This window comes from Streptomyces sp. NPDC045695 (assembly GCF_056432025.1).
This window is the reverse complement of the sequence record NZ_JBWKJU010000004.1, coordinates 98,239-120,054: the sequence shown is the minus strand read 5'-3', so window position 1 is coordinate 120,054 and position 21,816 is coordinate 98,239. Positions and strand designations below refer to the sequence as shown.

The following is a 21,816-nucleotide window of genomic DNA, read 5'->3' as shown; positions in this document are numbered from 1 at the left end:
TGCGACTGCGGCTGCGGCCGGCCCGATCAGACCCGGGGCAGGGACTCGGCCTCCAGGCCGCCCTCGATGGCGAGGATCCGGTGCAGCCTCGTCGCCACGAGCAGCCGCTGCATCTGGGGCGGCACCCCGCGCAGGACGAGGCGCCGTCCGGTCCGCCCGGCCCTGCGGTGGGCGCCCATGATCACGCCGAGGCCGGTCGCGTCCCAGGAGTCGAGCCCGGTGAGGTCGAGCACGAGGTCGCCCTGGCCGTCGTCGAGGGCGGTGTGCAGGACCGTACGGGCGTCCGCCGCGCTGCGCACGTCGAGGCGACCCCCGACAGCGAGTTCGGCGTGGTCGCCCCTGATGTGCATGTGTACTCCCGGCGGTACTGCGTACGTATGGTCCGACTGGTCCGTGATCGGCAACTCTCACTGCAACTGACTGCCGCACGGGCAGGGAAGTTGCCGACCGTGAGCGAACCGATACCTAAATCACCCCGAGGGGTGATGGCGTTCGAACGATGGTGCTCAGCGGCCGGCCCGGCCTCAGTGCTTGTAGAAGCCCTGCCCGCTCTTGCGGCCGATGTCGCCCGCGTCCACCATCCGGCGCATGAGCTCCGGCGGCGCGAACTTCTCGTCCTGGGACTCGGTGTAGATGTTGCTGGTGGCGTGCAGCAGGATGTCGACACCCGTGAGGTCGGCGGTGGCCAGCGGCCCCATCGCGTGTCCGAAGCCCAGCTTGCACGCGATGTCGATGTCCTCGGCGGAGGCCACGCCCGACTCGTACAACTTGGCGGCTTCCACGACCAGCGCGGAGATCAGACGGGTCGTCACAAAACCGGCGACGTCGCGGTTGACGACGATGCAGGTCTTGCCGACGGACTCGGCGAACGCCCGGGTGGCGGCGAGGGTTTCGTCGCTCGTCTTGTAGCCGCGCACGAGCTCGCACAGCTGCATCATCGGGACGGGCGAGAAGAAGTGCGCGCCGACGACCCGCTCGGGACGCTCCGTCGCGGCCGCGATCTTGGTGATCGGGATGGCGGAGGTGTTGGAGGCGAGGATCGCGTCCTCACGGACGATCTTGTCGAGGGCGCGGAAGATCTCGTGCTTGATCTCGATCTTCTCGAAGACGGCTTCCACCACGATGTCGACGTCGGCGACGGCGTCGAGGTCGGTGGTCGTCGTGATGCGCGCGAGCGCCGCCTCGGCGTCCTCGGCGGTCATCTTGCCCTTGGAGACGAACTTGTCGTACGAGGCCTTGATCCCGTCCGTCCCGCGGGTCAGCGCGGCGTCGGTGACATCGCGCAGCACGACGTCCCAACCCGCCTGAGCGGAGACCTGAGCGATCCCGGAACCCATCAGTCCGGCACCGATGACGGCAAGCTTCCCAGCCACTGCACACCCCATGTATTCGAATGGGCCAGCGTCGAATTGGCCCAGCGTCGATGTGGCCCGGCGTCGACCCGGCCCGGCGTGGACACGGCCCGCCGCACCTCGGAACGGCACCGTCTCCTGGCCCCTCCGGCGGAGACTAGCGTCCGGGCGGTGCGCTGTGACCGCGAAGTAACACGCGTCACGTCTCAGATGACGGACATCACACCGGTACGGCCCACCGCTCGGCGAGGGGCGCTCAGTTGGCCGCGCATTACGCTGGCGGCATGGTGAACCTCACGCGCATCTACACCCGAACCGGTGACCAGGGCACGACCGCTCTCGGCGACATGAGCCGCACGGCCAAGACCGACCTGCGGATCGCCGCGTACGCCGACGCCAACGAGGCCAACGCGGCCCTGGGGACGGCCATCGCGCTCGGCGGGCTGCCGGCGGAGATCGTCAAGGTCCTGGTCCGGGTGCAGAACGACCTCTTCGACGTGGGCGCGGACCTGTGCACGCCCGTGGTCGAGGACCCGCAGTACCCGCCGCTGCGGGTGGAGCAGTTCTACATCGACAAGCTGGAGGCGGACTGCGACCGCTTCCTGGAGCAGGTCGAGAAGCTGCGCAGCTTCATCCTCCCCGGCGGCACCCCCGGCGCGGCCCTGCTGCACCAGGCCTGCACGGTGGTCCGGCGCGCCGAGCGGTCGACGTGGGCGGCGCTGGAGGTGCACGGCGAGGTGATGAACCCGATGACGGCCACCTACCTCAACCGCCTCTCGGACCTCCTCTTCATCCTGGCCCGGGTGGCCAACAAGGAGGTCGGGGACGTCCTGTGGGTGCCGGGGGGCGAGCGGTAGCCCGCGCCTAACGCCCCGTATGCCCCTAACGCGCCGTACGCGCCCTACCGCCCGGTCCGCGCGGGCGCCGGCTTCTCCCCCGCGCCGCCGGCGGGGGCCTTCTTCGGCCAGATCGTGTAGGTGAGGGCGATCAGGCCGTGGATGGCGACGGCCCGCAGGGCGCCGAGCTGCCAGGCCTTGAGCGAGGCGACGTCACCCGCGTCCCCGACGTACCAGATCGCGGCCTGGAGCAGCCCGAGGGCCACGGCGGCCGCGACGACGGTACGGCCCCACAGCTTCCACTCGTGGACGGCCCGCACCTTCCCGTACCCCGCGCCCGCCGGCTTGGGCCCGCCGGCCAGCCGGTGCGCGGCGTGAGAGTCCAGCCAGGTGATCGTGTAGTGCCCGTAGGCCACGGTGTAGCCGATGTACAGCGCCGCCAGGCCGTGCTTCCAGTCCGGCTCGGCGCCGTTCTTGAGGTCGAGGGTGGTGACCACCAGCAGGGCCAGCTCCATCAGCGGCTCGCACAGCAGGACGGCGGCGCCCAGCCGGGGCATCCGCGCCAGGTAGCGCAGGGCCAGTCCGGCGGCCAGCAGTACCCAGAAGCCGACCTCACAGGCGATGACCAGCGCGACGATCACGGGACCCTCCGTTCCCTCGGGTGGTGCGACGTGCTCCCAGCCTCCCGCCCCCGCCGGGCCGGTGCGTCGTCTGCGGTGACGACCTGCGACTGCATCCTTCGATGTACCGGCAACTCGGTCTGCGCGCCGAGGCCGGCGCCCCGCACACCCTGTTGGATGGGACCGTGACCCCGAAGAGCCTGCGCCCCCACCGACACGACGTCCTGCTCGCCGTGGCCGGCGTCCTGGCGGGCCTGGTGCTCTGGTCCTTCGGGGTCTACAGCAGCTCCGTCCGGGACCTGCTGCCCGCCTGGGTCGCGCTGGTCCCGCTCGTGGTGCTGGGCGCCCTGGAGCTGCTGCGCCGCACCAGGCCCGCGGTGGGTCTCGCCGTCGGCACCGTCTGCGTGGTCGCCAATGAGTTCACCGTCGGCAGCCTGGCCGCCGTCCTGATCTTCACCGACCTGATGTACGCCGCCGTCGTCTACGGCAAGCCCGCCGCGGCCCGGCGGCTGCCCGTCAGCACCGGCCTGATCACCGTGGCCGTCACCATCGCCGCCCTGGCCTGGCTGCGCACGCCCGAAGCGCTGCTGATCGGCGTGGTCACCGGCCTCGTCAGTTTCGGCCCGGCGCTGACCGGCGCCACCCTGCGCAACCACCGGGAGGCCGCGGTGGCGGCCCGGCTGCGCGCCGAGCAGACCGCGCTGCTGGCCGAAATGGACCGGGCGCAGGCCATCGTCGCCGAGCGCGCCCGGATGGCCCGGGAGCTGCACGACATGGTGGCCAACCACCTCTCGGCCATCGCCATCCACTCCACCGCCGCGCTCTCCATCGACACGCCCGGGGCGAGCCGTGACGCCCTCGGGGTGATCCGCGAGAACAGCGTCCAGGGCCTGGCCGAGATGCGCCGGCTGATCGGGCTGCTGCGGGACGCGGGGGCGGAGCGCGAGCCGGTCGCCGTACCCTCGCTGGACGGCCTGGAGGCCCTGGTGGCACAGGCCCGGACCAACGGCTCGGCGAGCGGCCTGGACTTCGTACTGCGCGACGACCGGCCGCCCGGGCAGCCGGTGACGGCCCCGGTGGAGCTGGCCGCGTACCGGATCCTCCAGGAGTCGCTGACCAATGCCCTCAAGCACGCCGTCCCGGGCACGGTCACGGTCCATGTGGGCTGCGAGGCGGGCCTGCTGACGGTGACGGTGGACTCGCCCTACGGCGAACGGCCCGGTCCCCGCGCGCCGGGCTCCGGGGCCGGGCTGATCGGCATGCGTGAGCGGACGGATCTACTGGGCGGGGAGTTCACGGCCGGCCCGGCCGGCGGGATGTGGCGGGTGCGGGCGGCGCTGGCCGCGGAGGAGAAGGCGGTGGGGGCATGACCATCCGGGTGGTGGTGGCGGAGGACCAGGGCGCGGTACGGGCCGGGCTGGTGCTCATCCTGCGCAGCGCGGGCGGCATCGAGGTCGTCGGCGAGGTGGGCGACGGGGAGGAGGCCGTGCGCCTGGCCCGGGAGCTGCGGCCGGATCTCGTCCTCATGGACGTGCAGATGCCCCGGCTCGACGGGGTGTCCGCGACGCGCCAGGTGGTCGCCGAGGGCCTGTCCGACGTCCTGGTGCTGACCACCTTCGACCTCGACGAGTACGTCTTCGGGGCGCTGCGGGCGGGGGCCGCGGGCTTCCTGCTCAAGGACGCGGAGGCGGCGGAGCTGATCGCGGCGGTACGGACCGTCGCGGGCGGGGAGGGTCTGATCGCCCCGGCGGTGACCAGGCGGCTGATCGCGGAGTTCGCGGCTCCGACGGCTCCGTCCAGGCCCGCGCCCCCGCCGGCTCTGGAGACGCTGACGCGCCGGGAGCGCGAGGTCCTGTCCTGTCTGGGGGACGGGCTGTCCAACGCGGAGATCGCGGCCCGCCTCGACATGGCGGAGGCGACGGTGAAGACGCACGTCAGCCGCCTGCTGGGCAAACTCGATCTCCGCAGCCGCGTCCAAGCGGCCGTACTGGCTCAGGAGTTGGGCCTGTAGCCCCACCGGTCTGGACCTCTTGACGGTTGGTCCAGACCTTTCTAGTCTCACCGGCACAACACTGTGGTGAGCGTGCCATGACAAAGCGTGCTCACGGGCGGCGCAGGTCCCACCCCCATGTCGACGTCGGCCCCACGACCGCGACGGACCTACGGAGGATCACCCTTGAGCACAGCATCCCCACCGCGCACCGGGCGTACCCGGTTCTTCACCAGAGTCGCGGCGATCGTGGCCGCGCTCGCCCTGCCCGTCACCGGGCTCGTCGCCCTGGCCGGCCCGGCCCAGGCCGCCGCCTCCGCGACCGCGACGTACACCAAGGTCTCCGACTGGGGCAGCGGCTTCGAGGGCAAGTGGGTGGTGAAGAACACCGGCACCACCACCCTGAGCAGCTGGACCGTGGAGTGGGACTACCCGGCCGGCACCTCGGTCACCTCCGCCTGGGACGCCACCGTCACCAGCTCCGGCACCCACTGGACGGCCAAGAACGTCGGCTGGAACGGCACCCTCGCCCCCGGCGCCACCGCCAGCTTCGGCTTCAACGGCGCGGGCTCCGGCGCCCCCAGCGGCTGCAAGATCAACGGAGCCTCCTGTGACGGCGGCACGCAGCCCGGCGACGCTCCCCCCACCGCGCCCGGCACCCCCACGGCGAGCAACGTCGCCGACACTTCGCTGACCCTGAGCTGGACGGCGGCCACGGACGACAAGGGCGTCAAGAACTACGACGTCTACCGGGGCTCCGCCAAGGTCGCCACCGTGACCGGGACCAGCTACGCGGACTCCGGCCTGACCAAGGGCACGACGTACACCTACAGCGTCACCGCCCGCGACACCGCCGACCAGACCGGCCCCTCCTCCGGCTCCGTCTCGGTGACGACCACCGGCGGCGTCATCCCGCCCGACCCGGGTGGCAAGGTCAAGCTCGGCTACTTCACCGAGTGGGGGATCTACGGCCGCAACTACCACGTGAAGAACCTGGTCACCTCGGGTACGGCCGCCAAGATCACCCACATCAACTACGCCTTCGGCAACGTCCAGAACGGCCAGTGCACCATCGGGGACGCCTTCGCCGACTACGACAAGGCCTACACCGCCGACCAGAGCGTCGACGGCGTCGCCGACACCTGGGACCAGCCGCTGCGCGGCAACTTCAACCAGCTGCGCAAGCTGAAGAAGGCCTACCCGAACATCAAGGTGCTGTGGTCCTTCGGCGGCTGGACCTGGTCCGGCGGGTTCCCGCAGGCCGCCGCCGACCCGACCGCCTTCGCCAACTCCTGCTACAACCTGGTCGAGGACCCGCGCTGGGCCGACGTCTTCGACGGCATCGACCTGGACTGGGAGTACCCGAACGCCTGCGGTCTGTCCTGCGACACCAGCGGCGCGGCCGCCTTCAAGAACCTGATGCAGGCGACCCGCGCCAAGTTCGGCGCGAACAACCTGGTCACCGCGGCCATCACGGCGGACGCCTCCAGCGGCGGCAAGATCGACGCGGCCGACTACGGCGGCGCCGCGCAGTACGTCGACTTCTACAACGTGATGACGTACGACTTCTTCGGCGCCTGGGCGGCGCAGGGCCCGACGGCCCCGCACTCCCCGCTCACCTCGTACGCGGGCATCCCCCAGGCCGGCTTCAACTCGGCCGACGCCATCGCCAAGCTCAAGGCCAAGGGCGTACCAGGCGCCAAGCTCAACCTCGGCATCGGCTTCTACGGCCGCGGCTGGACCGGCGTCACCCAGGCGGCCCCCGGCGGCACCGCCACCGGACCGGCTCCGGGCACGTACGAGCAGGGCATCGAGGACTACAAGGTGCTCAAGACCAGCTGCCCGGCCACCGGCACCATCGCGGGGACGGCCTACGCCAAGTGCGGCAGCAACTGGTGGAGCTACGACACCCCGGCCACCATCGCCGGGAAGATGACCTGGGCCAAGCAGCAGGGCCTCAAGGGAGCCTTCTTCTGGGAGTTCAGCGGCGACACCACGAACGGTGAACTCGCGAACGCGATCCACACCGGTCTCCAGTAAAGACCGAAGCCGGGAAGACGGGTCCGCCCCCGTCTTCCCGGCTTCTTCACGTCTGGAATGCCCCGGGCCACGTCACGCGACGTTCACCCGTTGCCCGGGAGGCGCCGCCTCCAGCCAGGCGAGGAACCCGGTCAGCGCGTCCTCGCTCATCGCCAGCTCCAGGCGCGTCCCCCGGTGGACGCAGCCGAGCACGACGGCGTCGGAGAGCAGGGCCAGCTCCTCCTCGCCCTCGGGGGCGCGGCGGGCGACCACCTCGATGGAGGAGCGCTCCAGCAGCCGGCGCGGGCGCGGGGAGTACGAGAACACCCGGAACCAGTCGATCTGGTCACCGCTGTACCGCGCGACCCCGTAGACCCAGCCCTTGCCCGAGATGTCGGGCGTGTCGGCCACACCCCAGCGCAGACTGCAGTCGAAGGTGCCGCCGGAACGCTGGATGAGCCTGCGGCGCAGCCCGAAGACAAACAGCCCGATCACCACCAGGGCTACGACCAGGCCGCTCACAAGCAGAGCGAGGAGCATCTTCACCGACCTCCTCGCTCATCGACACGCAACGAAAAACGACCTGCATCGCCTCAGCCGCGACCCGGTCTGGAATGTTCCAGAACGGACCGCGGCTGAGGTCTGCTGCGTACCGGCGGTCGCCCCCCGGTACTCAGCGGTTCAAACTCCGACGGGTGTTCAGCCCGTTACGGCGCGCAGCCGGACATCCGCGCGACGCTCGGCGGCCGCATCGGCCTCCGCCTTCGCGCGCTCCAGTGCCCGCTCCGCACGCTGGACGTCGATCTCGTCCGCGAGCTCGGCGATCTCGGCCAGCAGGGACAGCTTGTTGTCCGCGAACGAGATGAAACCGCCGTGCACCGCGGCGATGACGGTGTTGCCGTCGCTGGTGCGGATGGTCACAGGGCCCGATTCCAGCACACCGAGAAGCGGCTGGTGACCGGGCATGACGCCGATGTCGCCGGACGTGGTGCGGGCGACAACAAGGGTGGCCTCGCCGGACCAGACATTGCGGTCCGCCGCGACCAGCTCGACGTGCAGCTCAGCAGCCAAGGTGGCTCCTCGGGTCACCACCCGGCGGGTCAGCCGGGTGTTGGGTCAAATTCTAATGGGCGTGGGGAGAGGGACGGGACACACCCGCCCCTCTCCGACGAGACACCTGCCGGCCGGGCCGGCGGGGCCTTCGAACCGGATGCGCTCCGCGAGGAGCGCGCCGGATCAGGAGACGCCCAGCTCCTTGGCGTTGGCCTTCAGGTCCTCGATACCACCGCACATGAAGAACGCCTGCTCGGGGAAGTGGTCGTAGTCACCGTCGCAGATCGCGTTGAACGCGGTGATCGACTCGTCGAGCGGAACGTCCGAACCGTCCACACCGGTGAACTGCTTCGCCACGTGGGTGTTCTGCGACAGGAAGCGCTCGACGCGACGGGCACGGTGGACAACGAGCTTGTCCTCCTCGCCCAGCTCGTCGATACCGAGGATCGCGATGATGTCCTGGAGGTCCTTGTACTTCTGGAGGATCCCCTTGACACGCATGGCGGTCGCGTAGTGGTCCGCCGCGATGTACCGCGGGTCGAGGATGCGGGACGTCGAGTCCAGCGGGTCCACGGCCGGGTAGATGCCCTTCTCGGAGATCGGACGGGAGAGAACCGTCGTCGCGTCGAGGTGGGCGAAGGTGGTCGCCGGCGCCGGGTCGGTCAGGTCGTCCGCGGGGACGTAGATCGCCTGCATCGAGGTGATCGAGTGACCACGGGTCGAGGTGATGCGCTCCTGGAGGAGACCCATCTCGTCGGCCAGGTTCGGCTGGTAACCCACCGCGGAGGGCATGCGGCCGAGCAGGGTCGACACCTCGGAACCCGCCTGGGTGTACCGGAAGATGTTGTCGATGAAGAACAGCACGTCCTGCTTCTGCACATCGCGGAAGTACTCCGCCATGGTCAGACCGGCGAGCGCGACGCGCAGACGCGTGCCCGGGGGCTCGTCCATCTGGCCGAAGACGAGGGCCGTCTTGTCGATGACGCCCGAGTCGCCCATTTCCTCGATGAGGTCGTTGCCCTCACGGGTACGCTCACCGACGCCCGCGAAGACCGACACACCGTCGTGGTTGTTGGCGACGCGGTAGATCATTTCCTGGATCAGAACGGTCTTGCCGACACCGGCACCACCGAACAGACCGATCTTTCCACCCTTGACGTACGGGGTGAGAAGGTCGATGACCTTGACGCCGGTCTCGAACATCTCGGTCTTCGACTCGAGCTCGTCGAAGCGAGGGGCCTTGCGGTGGATGGGCCAGCGCTCGGTGACCTCGGCGTTCGCCTCGGGGTAGTTGAGCACCTCACCCAGGGTGTTGAAGACCTTGCCCTTGGTGAAGTCACCGACGGGGACGGTGATGCCCTCGCCCGTGTCGGTCACCGGGGCCTGGCGGACCAGGCCGTCGGTCGGCTGCATCGAGATGGTACGGACGAGGCCGTCACCCAGGTGCTGCGCGACCTCGAGGGTCAGGGTCTTGAGCTTGCCGTCCTCGGCCGGGTCGGCGACCTGGACCTTGAGGGCGTTGTAGATCTCGGGCATGGCGTCGACGGGGAACTCCACGTCGACGACCGGGCCGATGACCCGGGCGACGCGGCCCGTGGCGGCGGCCGTCTCAACAGTGGTCGTCATTACTTGTCACTCCCCGCGGTCGCGTCAGCCATGGCGCTGGCGCCACCGACGATCTCGCTGATTTCCTGGGTGATTTCGGCCTGGCGGGCCGCGTTGGCAAGCCGGGAGAGGCTCTTGATGAGATCCCCGGCGTTGTCGGTCGCCGACTTCATCGCGCGGCGGCGGGCGGCGTGCTCGGAAGCGGCCGACTGCAGCAGTGCGTTGTAGATGCGGCTTTCGACGTAGCGCGGCAGAAGGGCGTCGAGGACGTCCTCCGCCGACGGCTCGAAGTCGAACAGCGGAAGGATCTCGCCCTTCGCACCGGACTCTTCTTCGACCTTGTCGAGGCTGAGCGGCAGCATCCGGCCGTCGACCGCGTTCTGCGTCATCATCGACACGAATTCCGTGTAGACGATGTGCAGCTCGTCGATGCCGCCCTCGGCGGTGTCCGCCTGGATGGCCTCGATCAGCGGGCCCGCGACGCGCTTGGCGTCGGCGTACTCGGGCCGGTCGGTGAAGCCGGTCCACGAGTCCGCGATCTTGCGCTCGCGGAACCCGTAGTACGCGACACCCTTGCGGCCGACGATGTAGGCGTCGACCTCCTTGCCCTCAGCGCGCAGCCGCTCGGTGAGCCGGTCGGCCTGCTTGATGGCGTTGGAGGAGTAGCCGCCGGCCAGACCGCGGTCGCTCGTGATGAGCAGGACCGCGGCGCGGGTCGGCGTCTCGACCTCGGTGGTCAGGGCGTGCTTGGCGTTCGAACCGGTCGCCACCGCGGTCACCGCACGGGTGAGCTCGGTCGCGTACGGCATCGATGCCGCCACCTTGCGCTGCGCCTTGACGATGCGCGAGGCGGAGATCATCTCCATCGCCTTGGTGATCTTCTTGGTCGCCGTGATGGCACGGATGCGACGCTTGTAGACCCGGAGCTGCGCTCCCATGAGTCAGGTCCCTTCCGTCGTCACTTGGAGACGTTGACGGCCGGTGCGTCCTCGCCCAGGAGCTTGCCGTCCGAGGTCTCGAACTGGCGCTTGAAGCCGGCGATGGCGTCAGCGATCGACGTCAGCGTGTCGTCCGACATCTTGCCGCCCTCGGCGATGGAGGTGAGGAGGTCCTTGCGCTCGCGGCGCAGGTGCTCCAGCAGCTCCGCCTCGAAGCGACGGATGTCGTTGACCGGGACGTCGTCCATCTTGCCGGTGGTGCCGGCCCAGACGGAGACGACCTGCTCCTCGACGGGCATCGGCTGGTACTGGCCCTGCTTCAGCAGCTCGACCATGCGCTTGCCGCGCTCCAGCGAGTTCTTCGACGCGGCGTCCAGGTCGGAACCGAAGGCGGCGAACGCCTCCAGCTCGCGGTACTGGGCGAGGTCCACGCGCAGACGGCCGGAAACCTGCTTCATGGCCTTGTGCTGGGCGGAGCCACCGACGCGGGAGACCGAGATACCGACGTTCAGCGCCGGGCGCTGGCCCGCGTTGAACAGGTCGGACTCCAGGAAGCACTGGCCGTCGGTGATGGAGATGACGTTGGTCGGGATGAACGCCGACACGTCGTTCGCCTTGGTCTCGACGATCGGCAGACCGGTCATCGAACCGGCACCCATCTCGTCGGAGAGCTTCGCGCAGCGCTCCAGCAGACGCGAGTGCAGGTAGAAGACGTCACCCGGGTAGGCCTCACGGCCCGGCGGGCGGCGCAGCAGCAGCGACACGGCGCGGTAGGCGTCGGCCTGCTTCGACAGGTCGTCGAAGATGATCAGGACGTGCTTGCCGGCGTACATCCAGTGCTGGCCGATGGCGGAACCGGTGTACGGCGCCAGGTACTTGAAGCCGGCCGGGTCGGACGCCGGGGCGGCGACGATCGTCGTGTACTCGAGCGCGCCGGCCTCTTCCAGGGCGCCGCGAACGGACGCGATGGTCGAGCCCTTCTGGCCGATGGCGACGTAGATGCAGCGGACCTGCTTGTTCACGTCGCCCGAGCGCCAGTTGTCGCGCTGGTTGATGATCGTGTCGACGGCCAGAGCGGTCTTGCCGGTCTGACGGTCACCAATGATCAGCTGACGCTGGCCACGGCCGATCGGCACCATCGCGTCGACGGCCTTGTAGCCGGTCTGCATGGGCTCGTGCACCGACTTGCGGACCATGACGCCCGGGGCCTGCAGCTCGAGGGCGCGGCGGCCTTCGGTCGCGATCTCGCCGAGGCCGTCGATCGGGTTGCCGAGCGGGTCGACAACGCGGCCGAGGTAGCCCTCGCCGACGCCTACGGAGAGAACCTCACCGGTGCGCTGCACCGGCTGGCCCTCCTCGATACCGCTGAACTCGCCGAGGACGATCGCACCGATCTCGCGCTCCTCGAGGTTGAGGGCGAGACCGAGGGTGCCGTCCTCGAACTTCAGCAGCTCGTTCGCCATGGCGGAGGGCAGGCCCTCCACCTTCGCGATGCCGTCGCCGGCAACGCTGACCGTTCCGACCTCCTCGCGCGAGGCCGCGTCCGGCTGGTACGACTGGACAAAGTTCTCCAGTGCGTCCCGGATCTCCTCCGGCCGGATCGTGAGCTCCGCCATCTGGGTTCCCTGCTCTCCTTGTTGGGCCTGAAGCTTCTTTGGGGTCTGGGGGCGACCCCCAGGAATCTTCTGCAAGTTCTGCACGGCCCAACCGGGCCGCTAGGAATGCTTTGTTCTATTGGTGGCTGGTCAGCCGGCCATGCGGCGGGACGCCTCGGAGAGGCGCTCCGCGATGGTGCCGTCGATGACCTCGTCGCCGACTCGCACCTCGATCCCGCCGAGGACCTCGGGGTCCACGTCGAGGTTCAGGTGCATCTGGCGGCCGTACAGCTTGGCCAGCACCGCGCCGAGACGCGCCCGCTGCACGTCGCTGAGCGGAACCGCGGTGGTCACGGTGGCGACCATGCGGTTGCGGCGCTCGGCGGCGAGCGTGGAAAGGGACTCGAGTCCCGCTTCCAGGCTACGTCCACGCGGACGGGTGACCAGACGCGTGACCAGGCGCTCGGTGACGGCGTTCGCCTTGCCGCCGAGCAGGCTGCGCAGCAGCTCGCTCTTGGCGGCGACGGTGGCCGCACGGTCGGTGAGCGCGGAGCGCAGCTCCGTGTTGGAGGAGACGATCCGGCCGAACCGGAAGATCTCATCCTCGACGTCGTCGAGCGCGCCGCCCTGCTGGGCCGCCGTGAGGTCGGCGGTGGCCGCCAGCTCCTCCAGCGAGTCCACCAGGTCACGGGACTGCGACCAGCGCGACCGGGCCATGCCGGACACCAGGTCGAGGGTCTCCCCGCCCACCTGGCCGGCCAGCAGCCGACTCACCAGCTCGGCCTTGGCCTCGCCGGACTGCGCCGGGTCCGTGATGACCCGACGCAGCGAGACCTCACGGTCGAGCAGCGCGGTGACGGCTGCCAGCTCGCCGGCGAGCTTCGCCGCGTCGACGGACGTGTTGTCCGTCAGCGCGTCGAGACGCTCGCGCGCGGAGGCCAGCGCCTCGCGGCTCGCTCCGTTCATCGGGCCGCCTCGGCCTTCTCCTCAAGCTCGCTGAGGAAGCGGTCGATCGTGCGGCTCTGCCGGGCGTGGTCCTCAAGGGACTCGCCGACGAGCTTTCCGGCCAGGTCGGTGGCGAGCTTGCCCACGTCCTGGCGCAGCGCCTGAGAGGCGGCCTTGCGGTCTGCCGCGATCTGGGCGTGGCCGGCAGCGATGATCTCCTCACGCTGCCGCTGGCCCTCTGCGCGCAGTTCTTCCTTGAGCGCAGTGCCCTGCTCCAGCGCTTCCTGGCGCAGGCGCGCGGCTTCGTGCCGGGCTTCGGCGAGCTGGGCCTTGTACTGCTCCAGCACGCTCTGAGCCTCGGTCTGAGCGGCCTCAGCCTTCTCGATACCGCCCTCGATGGCCTCACGACGCTCGTCCAGAACCTTGTTGATGTTCGGGAGGAGCTTCTTCGCGAGGAAGCCGAAGACGATGACGAAGGCGATCAGACCGATGACGAGCTCGGGGATCGGCGGGATGAGGGGGTTTTCCACCTCAGCCGCGAGAACCAGGAGGTTCACATCAGTGCCTTTCGTCTAATGGGCTGTTCGTCGAGACCGAAGATCAGGAGCTCGGGTAAACGAACGGCATGACCAGACCGATCAGGGCGAGCGCCTCACAGAAGGCGAAGCCGAGGATCTGGTTGGCGCGGATCAGACCGGCAGCCTCGGGCTGACGGGCGAGGGCCTGGGTGCCGTTACCGAAGATGATGCCGACGCCGACGCCGGGGCCGATGGCCGCGAGACCGTAACCAACGGAGCTGAGGGAGCCGGTGACGGCGGCAAGGGTCTGGGACATGCCAGTTCTTCCTTCTCTTTCACGGACCGGTGGGGGTTGGCCACCGGACGAATACGGGGGGCTGAGCTTGGGCGGGCCTGGCTCAGTGGTGCTCGGCGAGCGCGCCCTGGATGAAGCTGCAGGCCAGGAGGACGAAGACGTACGCCTGGACAGCCTGGATGAAGAGCTCGAAGGCGGTCATCACGATCACCATCACGAACGACACACCCGCGTAGGCGATGCCGATGCCGTTCAGCAGGTACCAGCTGGCGATCGTGAAGAGCAGCAGCAGGGTGTGACCGGCGAACATGTTCGCGAAGAGTCGGACCGCGTGGGTGAACGGGCGCACCAGGACGTTCGAGAAGAACTCGATGACCATGATGAGCGGCAGGACACCACCGAGGGTCTTGTCGTAGCCCGTCAGGTTCTTCAGGCCGCCCACGAAGCCGTGGCGCTTGAAGGTGACCGACATCCAGACGACGTAGACCAGCACGGCCAGCACCATCGGGAACGCGATGATCGAGGTCACCGGGAACTGCGCGATGGGGACGATCGACCAGACGTTCAGGATCCAGACGAAGAAGAACAGCGAGACCATCAGGGGGACGTACTTCTCGCCCTCCTTCTTGCCCAGCGTCTCGTACACGATGCCGCGGCGTACGAAGTCGTAGCCGGCCTCGGCGACCATCTGCAGCTTGCCCGGGACGACCTTCGGCTTGCTGAAGGCGGCCCAGAAGAAGCCGAGGATGATGACCGTGCCCAGCAGGGCCAGCAGCATCGGCTTGTTGAAGTACAGGTTGCTGTCGGCATCGCCCCACAGCGGCTCGAAGAGGAACGAGTGCAGGCCCGGGCCGGGGAAGCCACATCCGTCGAAGATGTGGCAGTCGGTCTCGAAAGCGAGGACCTGCGTCGGGTCAGCACTCACCGCGGGCTCCTTCAGCGTGGCGCATAGGTACGGCAACCTCGTTGTGTCGGCGCGGCGCGCAGCCGCGGTTCGGCACTGGACTGGTGTTACGGATGGTGGGGCGGCAGTCAGGCATCGAGCCTCGCGATGGGACAGGCGTCAGCTCAGATGCCCGCGCCCGCAGTGCCGCAGTTGGCACCGGACGATAGCAGGACCCCGAACGCGTACTTATCCCGACCCTACCCCTCACGACTTCGACCCCGGATTTTCGGGCTTGTCGCCCTTCACCGAGTCCGGTTCGACGTAAAGGATCTTGGCCTTCATATGAGCACGGGTCTGCGCGCCGATCCACACGAGGGTGGTGGCCACGAGCGTGATCGCAAAAGCCCTGGGGTGGAACAGCGTCGTGTTCTTGAACACGGCGAGAAAGACGAAGAGCAGCAGGATCTGGGTCGCATAGAGCATGAGCCCCATGGCCTGGAAGAGGTGCGGGAGTGATTTCGCCGTGCGCTGCAGAACGATGAATCCGATGCCCATGAACAGGATCACGACCAGCGTGGCGACAACGGACCCGACCGCTCCCTTTCCGCCGACCACGAATGCGCTGACCGCGGCGGCTACGGCGCCGGCGGCAGCGGTGGGTACGGCGGTTTGAAGCAGGGGTCGGACATCATCTGACCGCATGGCGGTTTGCTCCGCGTGGTGGTGGGGGCACTGGACTCGTACGGGACGAGCGTAAGCCCGGTCCGAGAGAGAACCTCGGGCCAAGGGACCGTCGCACTACGGTCCTTCGGCTCTGTCGCCGGGTTTAGTGAACGGTATCACAAACTATTTGATGAGAGCTTTACCTGCGGGGTGTGCTGACTGTCACACATGAGAGGGACCCTGCGCGTGTGTGCAGGACAGGCAACCACCTTGCGTGGTAAAGGGGGTTCATGTCCGACATGCGTTCCGGGTGTCAGCGAGTGGATTCAGCCTTACGCCTCTCGGGAAAGCGCGAACGGGGGCCCACGGCGGTCGCCCCGTTGACGCCGGAGACACCCGCCGCGATCGGCCTGGCGGGCTGCGGCTCCGCACCCGAGGCGTCCTGTGCGGCCGCCTCCGCGGCCGCCTCCGCCGCGCGTACGGCGTGCCGGTAGCGCGGCGGGACCAAACCCTGCGCCCACCGCGGGGTACGCGGCGTGAAGCGCGGCAGGAGCAGCAGGATCAGGCCCACCGCGCTGAGGGCGGCGATCGCCAGGACGATCCACATCGAGGTGGAGTGCACCGAGTACGCGACCGCTCCGAAGGCGATCAGTCCCGACCAGAAGTACATGATCAGGACCGCCCGGCTGTGTGAATGCCCGAGCTCCAGCAACCGGTGGTGCAGGTGCCCTCGGTCCGCCGCGAAGGGCGACTGGCCCTTCCACGTACGCCGCACGATGGCCAGGATCAGGTCCGCCACCGGGATCGCGATGATCGTGAGCGGCAGGATCAGCGGCATGAAGACCGGCAGCATCGCGTGCGTCGCGTTGCGCTCACCACCCGCGAACAGGGCCATCGCGTCCGGGTCGACCTGGCCGGTCATCGAGATGGCGGCCGCGGCGAGCACCAGGCCGATGAGCATCGACCCGGAGTCGCCCATGAAGATGCGCGCGGGGTGCATGTTGTGCGGCAGGAAGCCGAGGCACATGCCCATCAGGATCGCGGCGAAGAGGGTGGCGGGCGCGGCCGCCTCGATGCCGTAGCCGAACCAGATCCGGTACGAGTACAGGAAGAACGCAGCGGCGGCGATGCACACCATGCCGGCGGCGAGGCCGTCGAGGCCGTCCACGAAGTTCACCGCGTTGATGGTGATCACGACGAGGGCGACGGTCAGCAGATTGCCCTGCCACTGGGTGAGCGAGACCGGGCCGACGAAGGGGACCGGGATCCACAGGATGGTCAGACCCTGCATGACCATCACGCCGGCGGAGATCATCTGGGCGCCGAGCTTGATCAGGGCGTCGATCTCGAACTTGTCGTCGAGCACGCCGACCAGCCAGATCAGGGCCGCTCCGGAGAGCAGCGCCCGTGGTTCGTTCGACAGCTCGAACACGCCGTTGAGGTTCCGCAGGTGGTCGGCGACCAGCAGGCCGGCGCACAGACCGCCGAACATGGCGATGCCGCCCAGCCGTGGTGTGGGCTCGCGGTGCACGTCGCGGGCGCGGATCTCCGGCATGGCCCCGGCCGCGATCGCGAACTTCCGCACGGGCCCGGTCAGCAGGTAGGTCACCGCGACCGTGACGCAAAGCGTCAGCAGATATTCACGCACGGGCTGCCCCAGATGTATCGCCGGCCATCTCAGCCCCACACATTAGCTGCGATGTCCCCTCCCCCGAGGACGCGAGGGGGCCGTATCCCGGTTGCGGCACACCCCGCTTGCCCTGCTTACTCCCCGTAAGGGGGAAATCCAGACGTGAGTTCACTGACCTCCGTACGGGTCCGCTCGACGTCCCCGTGCAGCGCGGCGGCGAACAGCGCGGCGATCCGGAGCATCTGCGCCTCCCCCATCCCCTGGGTGGTCACGGCGGCCGTTCCCAGCCGCACACCGCGCTGGTCCCCGTACGGGAGGGCGCAGGTGTCGAGCACGATCCCGGCGGCGGCCAGCCGGCCGCGGGCGGTCGGGCCGTCCATGCCGAGGGGCGCCGGGTCGGCGGTGATCAGGTGCGTGTCGGTGCCGCCCGTGGTGACGGCGAAGCCCCGGTCCTCCAGCGCCTGCGCGAGTGCCCGGGCATTGGCGACGACCCGGTGGGCGTAGGTGGTGAACGCCGGGCGGGCCGCCTCGCCGAAGGCCACGGACTTGGCGGCGATCGTGTGCATCTGGGCCCCGCCCTGCGTGAAGGGGAACACCGCCCGGTCGATGCGCTCGGCGAACTCGGCGCCGCACAGGATCATTCCGCCGCGCGGCCCGCGCAGCACCTTGTGCGTGGTCGCGCAGACGATGTCGGCGTAGGGCACAGGGCTGGGCGCGGCCCCGCCGGCCACCAGCCCGATCGGGTGGGCGGCGTCGGCGATCAGATAGGCGCCCACCTCGTCGGCGATCTCCCGGAAGGCGGAGTACTCGGGGTGGCGCGGGTAGGAGATCGACCCGCACACGATCGCCTTCGGCCGGTGGGAGCGCGCGAGTCGCTGGACCTGCTCGTAGTCGATGAGACCCGTCTCGGCGTCGACCCCGTAGCCGACGAAGTCGAACCAGCGCCCCGAGAAGTTGGCGGGCGAGCCGTGGGTGAGGTGGCCGCCGTACGGGAGGCCCATCGCCAGCACGGTGTCCCCGGGCCGCAGCAGCGCGGCGTACGCGGCCAGCACGGCGGAGGAGCCGGAGTGGGGCTGCACGTTGGCGTGGTCGGCCCCGAACAGCGCCCTGGCGCGCTCCACGGCCACCCGCTCGGCCTGGTCGGCGTACTCGCACCCGCCGTGGTACCGGTTCTCCGGGTACCCCTCGGCGTACTTGTTGGCCAGGGCGGACCCCAGCGCGGTGAGCACGGCGGCGGAGGTGAAGTTCTCGGCGGCGATCAGCTGGAGCGTGCCGGCCTGGCGCCGGCGCTCCCCGTCGAGTACGTCGGCCATCTGCGGGTCCTGCGCGCGCAGCAGGTCCGTGGGCGGGGTGATGACGCTCATGGCGCGGCTCCAGGGGGTACCGGGTACCAACCACTGTAGGGCCGCCCCTGCGGATACGCCCGATTTGAGCCTCGCGATGCGCGGCGCCGCGGGGTCAGCGGGAGGCCGTCACGCCCGTCAGGGCCGTCACGACGGGGTCCAGCGCCTGGTTGATCTCGTCGCCGATGGAACGGAAGAAGGTGATCGGCGCCCCGTACGGGTCGTACACCTCGTCCGCGTCGGGCGACGGCGCCAGCAGCCATCCCCGCAGCGCCGCGGCCGCCCGCACCAGCGCCCGGGCCCGTTCCGCCATCCCGTCGTCCAGCGGCGGCAGCGTGGCCGGGTCTATGGCCCGCACCAGCCGGGTGAACTCCTTCAGCGTGAAGGTCCGCAGCCCCGCCGAGTGGCCCATCGAGATGACCTGGGCCCGGTGGTCACGGGTGGCCGTCAGCACCAGGTCGGCCCGTATGACGTGCTCGTCCAGCAGCTCACGCCCGGTGAACCCGCTCGCGTCGGCCCCGAAGTCCGCCAGCACGGCGGCCGCGTTGGCCTCCATGGGCGCGCCCTCGTGGCCCCAGGTGCCCGCGCTCTCCACGATGAGGTCACCGGTCACGAGACCGCCCAGCCGGTGGGACAGGGCGTGCCGCGTCAGCCGCTCGGTGATGGGCGAGCGGCACACGTTGCCGGTGCTGACGTGGAGTATGCGGAAGGAGTCTCCCCCAGCTGCCGCTGGGTGGTGCCCCCGGGCTATGCCACGCCCCTCAGGGCTCACGGGGCGACCTCGAGGTCGGGTACGACCTGGCGCAGCTGTTCGGCGGTCAGCGCCCCCTCGCGCAGCAGGACGGGGACCTTCCCGGTGACGTCGACGATCGACGACGGCTGGATGCCGGGCGTGGGCCCGCCGTCCAGGTACACCGACACGGAGTCCCCGAGCATCTCGCGCGCCGCGTCGCAGTCCTCGGGGGCCGGCTGCCCGGTCAGGTTCGCCGAGGACACCGCCATCGGGCCGACCTCGGTCAGCAGCTCGATCGCGACGGGGTGCAGGGGCATGCGCACGGCCACGGTGCCGTGGGTGTCGCCCAGGTCCCAGGCCAGCGAGGGCTGGTGCTTGGCGACGAGCGTGAGCGCGCCGGGCCAGAAGGCGTCGACGAGCTCCCAGGCCTGCTCGGAGAAGTCCGTGACGAGGCCGTGCAGGGTGTTCGGGGAGCCGATGAGCACCGGGGTGGGCATGCCGCGGCCGCGGCCCTTGGCGGCGAGCAGGTCGTGGACGGCCTCCGGGCTGAAGGCGTCCGCGCCGATCCCGTACAGGGTGTCGGTGGGCAGCACGACGAGCTCGCCGCGACGCACGGCGGATGCGGCTTCGCGCAGTCCCGTCTTACGGTCCGTCGCGTCGTTGCAGTCGTATCGCCGGGCCATCAGCGGGCCTCCTCGTGCAGCAGGGGGGTGGCGGGAATCGTCGCGCCGGTCACGGCAGTGCCTTGCGCGCGGTCGCGAAGCGGGGGCGGTTGTTGAGGTCGGGGTGGTCGGCCGCGTCGGCCCAGCCCCGCTCCTCGGCGAAGATCCACGGGACCTGCCCGCCCTGGGTGTCGGCGTGCTCGATCACGACGATGCCGCCGGGGCGCAGCAGCCGGTGGGCGGTGCGTTCGATGCCGCGGATGGTGTCGAGGCCGTCCTCGCCGGAGAAAAGCGCCATCTCCGGGTCGTGGTCGCGGGCCTCGGGGGCCACGTACTCCCACTCGGTGAGCGGGATGTACGGCGGGTTGGAGATGACCAGGTCGACCTGGCCGTCCAGCTCCGGCAGGGCGCTCAGGGCGTCGCCCTGGTGGACGGTGACCCGCGAGCCCTCGGCGTTCTTACGGGTCCACCGCAGGGCGTCCTCGGACAGTTCGACCGCGTGCACGCGCGAGCGCGGCACCTCCTGCGCCATGGCCAGCGCGATGGCGCCGGAACCGGTGCACAGGTCGACGATCATCGGCTCGACCACGTCCATCGCCCGGACGGCGTGTATGGCCCAGTCCACGACCGACTCGGTCTCGGGCCGGGGCACGAAGACCCCGGGCCCGACCTGGAGCTCCAGGTACCGGAAGAAGGCGCGGCCGGTGATGTGCTGGAGCGGCTCGCGCGCCTCGCGGCGGGCGACGGCCTCCCAGTACCGGGCGTCGAAGTCGGTGTCCTTGACGTGGTGCAGTTCCCCCCGTTTGACGCCGTGCACGAAAGCGGCGAGCTCCTCCGCGTCGAAGCGCGGTGAGGGCACGCCGGCGGCGGCCAGCCGCTGGGTGGCCTGGGCCACCTCGGCAAGCAGCAAGTTCACGCTGGTCCTCCGGGCTGCTGTCGTACGGGGGGTGAAGCGGGGCAGGTCAGTGCGCGGCCGCGAGCTTGGCCGCCGAGTCGGTGTCCACGCAGGCCTGGATGACCGCGTCGAGGTCACCGTCGAGCACCTGGTCCAAGTTGTACGCCTTGAAGCCGGTCCGGTGGTCCGAGATCCGGTTTTCCGGGTAGTTGTACGTCCGGATCTTCTCGGAGCGGTCCACGGAGCGCACCTGGCTGCGGCGCACGTCGGAGGCCTCCTGCTCGGCGGCCTCCTGCGCGGCGGCCAGCAGGCGCGAGCGCAGGATGCGCATGGCCTGCTCCTTGTTCTGGAGCTGGCTCTTCTCGTTCTGGCAGGAGGCGACCACACCGGTCGGGATGTGCGTGATGCGCACGGCCGAGTCGGTGGTGTTGACGGACTGGCCGCCGGGGCCGGAGGAGCGGTACACGTCGATGCGCAGGTCGTTCATGTTGATCTCGACCTCCACCTCCTCGGCCTCCGGGGTGACGAGCACGCCCGCGGCGGAGGTGTGGATGCGGCCCTGGGACTCGGTGGCCGGAACGCGCTGGACGCGGTGCACGCCGCCCTCGTACTTCAGGCGGGCCCACACGCCCTGGCCGGGCTCGGTGGCGCCGTTGCCGCCCTTGGTGCGGACGGAGACCTGGACGTCCTTGTAGCCGCCGAGCTCGGACTCGGTGGCGTCGATGATCTCGGTCTTCCAGCCCACGCGCTCGGCGTAGCGCAGGTACATGCGCAGCAGGTCGCCGGCGAACAGGGCCGACTCGTCGCCGCCCGCGCCCGCCTTGACCTCCAGGAGCACGTCCTTGTCGTCGCTGGGGTCGCGCGGGACCAGCAGCAGGCGGAGCTTCTCGGTGAGCTCCTCGCGCTGCTGGGTCAGCTCCTTGACCTCGGCGATGAAGTCCGGGTCGTCGGCCGCGAACTCCTTGGCCGTCTCGATGTCGTCCCCCGCCTGCTTCCACGCACGGAAGGTGGCGATGATCGGGGTCAACTCCGCGTAGCGCTTGTTCAGCTTGCGCGCGTTGGCCTGATCGGAGTGGACCGAAGGGTCGGCGAGCTTCTTTTCAAGATCGGCGTGTTCGCCGACCAATTCCTCGACCGCCTCGAACATCGGGGGCTCCTGTGGTGAAAGTACGAAAGGGGTGACGTGGCAGACGGACGACAAAGGCGCCGGTCCGGCCGCCCCCGAGTGGACAGGGGGC

Annotated in this window: 23 protein-coding genes; 4 read left to right on the top strand and 19 right to left on the bottom strand. The window is 69.7% G+C overall.

Translation table 11 applies throughout. The features are described 5' to 3' along the window. Positions 1 to 26: 26 nt before the first annotated feature. Positions 27 to 350, bottom strand: coding sequence for an STAS domain-containing protein (locus AC07DU_RS09495; RefSeq protein WP_031148287.1), 324 nt, complete (start codon positions 348 to 350; stop codon positions 27 to 29). 174 nt (positions 351 to 524) lie between these two features. Beyond that, positions 525 to 1,373 carry a 3-hydroxyacyl-CoA dehydrogenase family protein gene (locus AC07DU_RS09490; RefSeq protein WP_479110538.1) on the bottom strand — a complete coding sequence of 283 codons (849 nt, stop codon included), beginning with the start codon at positions 1,371 to 1,373 and terminating at the stop codon, positions 525 to 527. Between the two features lie 263 nt (positions 1,374 to 1,636). Here AC07DU_RS09490 and AC07DU_RS09485 point away from each other — a divergent pair, with 263 nt between their 5' ends. After that, positions 1,637 to 2,209: a cob(I)yrinic acid a,c-diamide adenosyltransferase gene (locus AC07DU_RS09485; protein ID WP_360888510.1), complete on the top strand. Its 573-nt coding sequence runs from the start codon at positions 1,637 to 1,639 to the stop codon at positions 2,207 to 2,209. A 44-nt stretch (positions 2,210 to 2,253) separates the two neighbouring features. Here AC07DU_RS09485 and AC07DU_RS09480 read toward each other — a convergent pair whose 3' ends face one another. After that, a complete protein-coding gene (locus AC07DU_RS09480) occupies positions 2,254 to 2,829 on the bottom strand; it encodes a hypothetical protein (protein WP_479031035.1) in 576 nt (191 codons plus the stop codon). 152 nt (positions 2,830 to 2,981) lie between these two features. Here AC07DU_RS09480 and AC07DU_RS09475 point away from each other — a divergent pair, with 152 nt between their 5' ends. From AC07DU_RS09475 to AC07DU_RS09465, 3 genes are all read left to right on the top strand, one after another. Continuing rightward, positions 2,982 to 4,178 (top strand): sensor histidine kinase, encoded by a 1,197-nt coding sequence (locus AC07DU_RS09475; RefSeq protein ID WP_479110745.1) that lies wholly within the window; start codon positions 2,982 to 2,984, stop codon positions 4,176 to 4,178. Next, entirely contained in the window at positions 4,175 to 4,819 is a 645-nt protein-coding gene (locus AC07DU_RS09470; protein ID WP_479110536.1) for a response regulator, read from the top strand. The genes AC07DU_RS09475 and AC07DU_RS09470 overlap by 4 nt, the downstream gene beginning before the upstream one ends. Before the next feature lie 117 nt (positions 4,820 to 4,936). After that, positions 4,937 to 6,838 (top strand): glycosyl hydrolase family 18 protein, encoded by a 1,902-nt coding sequence (locus tag AC07DU_RS09465; protein ID WP_479110534.1) that lies wholly within the window; start codon positions 4,937 to 4,939, stop codon positions 6,836 to 6,838. A 72-nt stretch (positions 6,839 to 6,910) separates the two neighbouring features. Here the strand turns inward: AC07DU_RS09465 and AC07DU_RS09460 are convergent, their stop codons facing one another. From AC07DU_RS09460 to prfA, 16 genes are all read right to left on the bottom strand, one after another. Continuing rightward, a complete protein-coding gene (locus AC07DU_RS09460) occupies positions 6,911 to 7,357 on the bottom strand; it encodes a DUF2550 domain-containing protein (RefSeq protein WP_360888499.1) in 447 nt (148 codons plus the stop codon). Between the two features lie 159 nt (positions 7,358 to 7,516). Next, a complete protein-coding gene (locus AC07DU_RS09455; RefSeq protein WP_360888496.1) occupies positions 7,517 to 7,888 on the bottom strand; it encodes a F0F1 ATP synthase subunit epsilon in 372 nt (123 codons plus the stop codon). A gap of 165 nt (positions 7,889 to 8,053) precedes the next feature. After that, entirely contained in the window at positions 8,054 to 9,496 is a 1,443-nt protein-coding gene (atpD, locus tag AC07DU_RS09450; protein WP_360888493.1) for a F0F1 ATP synthase subunit beta, read from the bottom strand. After that, entirely contained in the window at positions 9,496 to 10,413 is a 918-nt protein-coding gene (locus tag AC07DU_RS09445; protein WP_360888490.1) for a F0F1 ATP synthase subunit gamma, read from the bottom strand. Before AC07DU_RS09445 ends, atpD begins: the two co-directional genes overlap by 1 nt. 20 nt (positions 10,414 to 10,433) lie before the next feature. Further along, entirely contained in the window at positions 10,434 to 12,029 is a 1,596-nt protein-coding gene (gene atpA, locus AC07DU_RS09440) for a F0F1 ATP synthase subunit alpha (protein ID WP_360888488.1), read from the bottom strand. Positions 12,030 to 12,158: 129 nt separating this feature from the next. Next, on the bottom strand, positions 12,159 to 12,974 hold the full coding sequence (locus AC07DU_RS09435) for a F0F1 ATP synthase subunit delta (protein ID WP_360888486.1): 816 nt from the start codon (positions 12,972 to 12,974) through the stop codon (positions 12,159 to 12,161). After that, positions 12,971 to 13,510 carry a F0F1 ATP synthase subunit B gene (locus tag AC07DU_RS09430; protein WP_360888483.1) on the bottom strand — a complete coding sequence of 180 codons (540 nt, stop codon included), beginning with the start codon at positions 13,508 to 13,510 and terminating at the stop codon, positions 12,971 to 12,973. Before AC07DU_RS09430 ends, AC07DU_RS09435 begins: the two co-directional genes overlap by 4 nt. Before the next feature lie 43 nt (positions 13,511 to 13,553). Next, on the bottom strand, positions 13,554 to 13,787 hold the full coding sequence (gene atpE / locus AC07DU_RS09425; RefSeq protein WP_007266589.1) for an ATP synthase F0 subunit C: 234 nt from the start codon (positions 13,785 to 13,787) through the stop codon (positions 13,554 to 13,556). Between the two features lie 82 nt (positions 13,788 to 13,869). Next, positions 13,870 to 14,706 (bottom strand): F0F1 ATP synthase subunit A, encoded by an 837-nt coding sequence (atpB, locus tag AC07DU_RS09420; protein ID WP_479110743.1) that lies wholly within the window; start codon positions 14,704 to 14,706, stop codon positions 13,870 to 13,872. Positions 14,707 to 14,916: 210 nt separating this feature from the next. Continuing rightward, positions 14,917 to 15,354: a Cg1360 family ATP-synthase-associated protein gene (locus AC07DU_RS09415; protein ID WP_360888480.1), complete on the bottom strand. Its 438-nt coding sequence runs from the start codon at positions 15,352 to 15,354 to the stop codon at positions 14,917 to 14,919. A 274-nt stretch (positions 15,355 to 15,628) separates the two neighbouring features. After that, complete coding sequence (locus AC07DU_RS09410; protein ID WP_360888477.1) at positions 15,629 to 16,963, bottom strand: MraY family glycosyltransferase; 1,335 nt, start codon at positions 16,961 to 16,963, stop codon at positions 15,629 to 15,631. 116 nt (positions 16,964 to 17,079) lie between these two features. Continuing rightward, positions 17,080 to 18,309, bottom strand: a complete 1,230-nt coding sequence (locus tag AC07DU_RS09405) for a serine hydroxymethyltransferase (RefSeq protein WP_479110532.1) — start codon at positions 18,307 to 18,309, stop codon at positions 17,080 to 17,082. Between the two features lie 94 nt (positions 18,310 to 18,403). Next, complete coding sequence (locus tag AC07DU_RS09400; protein WP_360888471.1) at positions 18,404 to 19,060, bottom strand: arsenate reductase/protein-tyrosine-phosphatase family protein; 657 nt, start codon at positions 19,058 to 19,060, stop codon at positions 18,404 to 18,406. Beyond that, positions 19,057 to 19,704, bottom strand: a complete 648-nt coding sequence (locus AC07DU_RS09395) for an L-threonylcarbamoyladenylate synthase (protein ID WP_360888468.1) — start codon at positions 19,702 to 19,704, stop codon at positions 19,057 to 19,059. Before AC07DU_RS09395 ends, AC07DU_RS09400 begins: the two co-directional genes overlap by 4 nt. 49 nt (positions 19,705 to 19,753) lie before the next feature. Continuing rightward, positions 19,754 to 20,599 carry a peptide chain release factor N(5)-glutamine methyltransferase gene (gene prmC, locus AC07DU_RS09390; protein WP_053784691.1) on the bottom strand — a complete coding sequence of 282 codons (846 nt, stop codon included), beginning with the start codon at positions 20,597 to 20,599 and terminating at the stop codon, positions 19,754 to 19,756. Positions 20,600 to 20,645: 46 nt separating this feature from the next. Next, positions 20,646 to 21,725 (bottom strand): peptide chain release factor 1, encoded by a 1,080-nt coding sequence (prfA, locus tag AC07DU_RS09385; RefSeq protein ID WP_360888464.1) that lies wholly within the window; start codon positions 21,723 to 21,725, stop codon positions 20,646 to 20,648. Positions 21,726 to 21,816 lie beyond the last annotated feature (91 nt).

What these genes read in the sequence shown, in the direction of transcription:
- AC07DU_RS09405 (WP_479110532.1), bottom strand. Translation starts at nt 18,309, where the DNA reads ATGAGCGTCATCACCCCGCCCACGGACCTGCTGCGCGCGCAGGACCCG.
- atpD (WP_360888493.1), bottom strand. Translation starts at nt 9,496, where the DNA reads ATGACGACCACTGTTGAGACGGCCGCCGCCACGGGCCGCGTCGCCCGG.
- AC07DU_RS09395 (WP_360888468.1), bottom strand. Translation starts at nt 19,704, where the DNA reads ATGGCCCGGCGATACGACTGCAACGACGCGACGGACCGTAAGACGGGA.
- AC07DU_RS09415 (WP_360888480.1), bottom strand. Translation starts at nt 15,354, where the DNA reads ATGCGGTCAGATGATGTCCGACCCCTGCTTCAAACCGCCGTACCCACC.
- AC07DU_RS09435 (WP_360888486.1), bottom strand. Translation starts at nt 12,974, where the DNA reads ATGAACGGAGCGAGCCGCGAGGCGCTGGCCTCCGCGCGCGAGCGTCTC.
- atpE (WP_007266589.1), bottom strand. Translation starts at nt 13,787, where the DNA reads ATGTCCCAGACCCTTGCCGCCGTCACCGGCTCCCTCAGCTCCGTTGGT.
- AC07DU_RS09460 (WP_360888499.1), bottom strand. Translation starts at nt 7,357, where the DNA reads ATGCTCCTCGCTCTGCTTGTGAGCGGCCTGGTCGTAGCCCTGGTGGTG.
- AC07DU_RS09445 (WP_360888490.1), bottom strand. Translation starts at nt 10,413, where the DNA reads ATGGGAGCGCAGCTCCGGGTCTACAAGCGTCGCATCCGTGCCATCACG.
- prfA (WP_360888464.1), bottom strand. Translation starts at nt 21,725, where the DNA reads ATGTTCGAGGCGGTCGAGGAATTGGTCGGCGAACACGCCGATCTTGAA.
- AC07DU_RS09495 (WP_031148287.1), bottom strand. Translation starts at nt 350, where the DNA reads ATGCACATCAGGGGCGACCACGCCGAACTCGCTGTCGGGGGTCGCCTC.
- AC07DU_RS09485 (WP_360888510.1), top strand. Translation starts at nt 1,637, where the DNA reads ATGGTGAACCTCACGCGCATCTACACCCGAACCGGTGACCAGGGCACG.
- atpA (WP_360888488.1), bottom strand. Translation starts at nt 12,029, where the DNA reads ATGGCGGAGCTCACGATCCGGCCGGAGGAGATCCGGGACGCACTGGAG.
- AC07DU_RS09470 (WP_479110536.1), top strand. Translation starts at nt 4,175, where the DNA reads ATGACCATCCGGGTGGTGGTGGCGGAGGACCAGGGCGCGGTACGGGCC.
- AC07DU_RS09465 (WP_479110534.1), top strand. Translation starts at nt 4,937, where the DNA reads ATGTCGACGTCGGCCCCACGACCGCGACGGACCTACGGAGGATCACCC.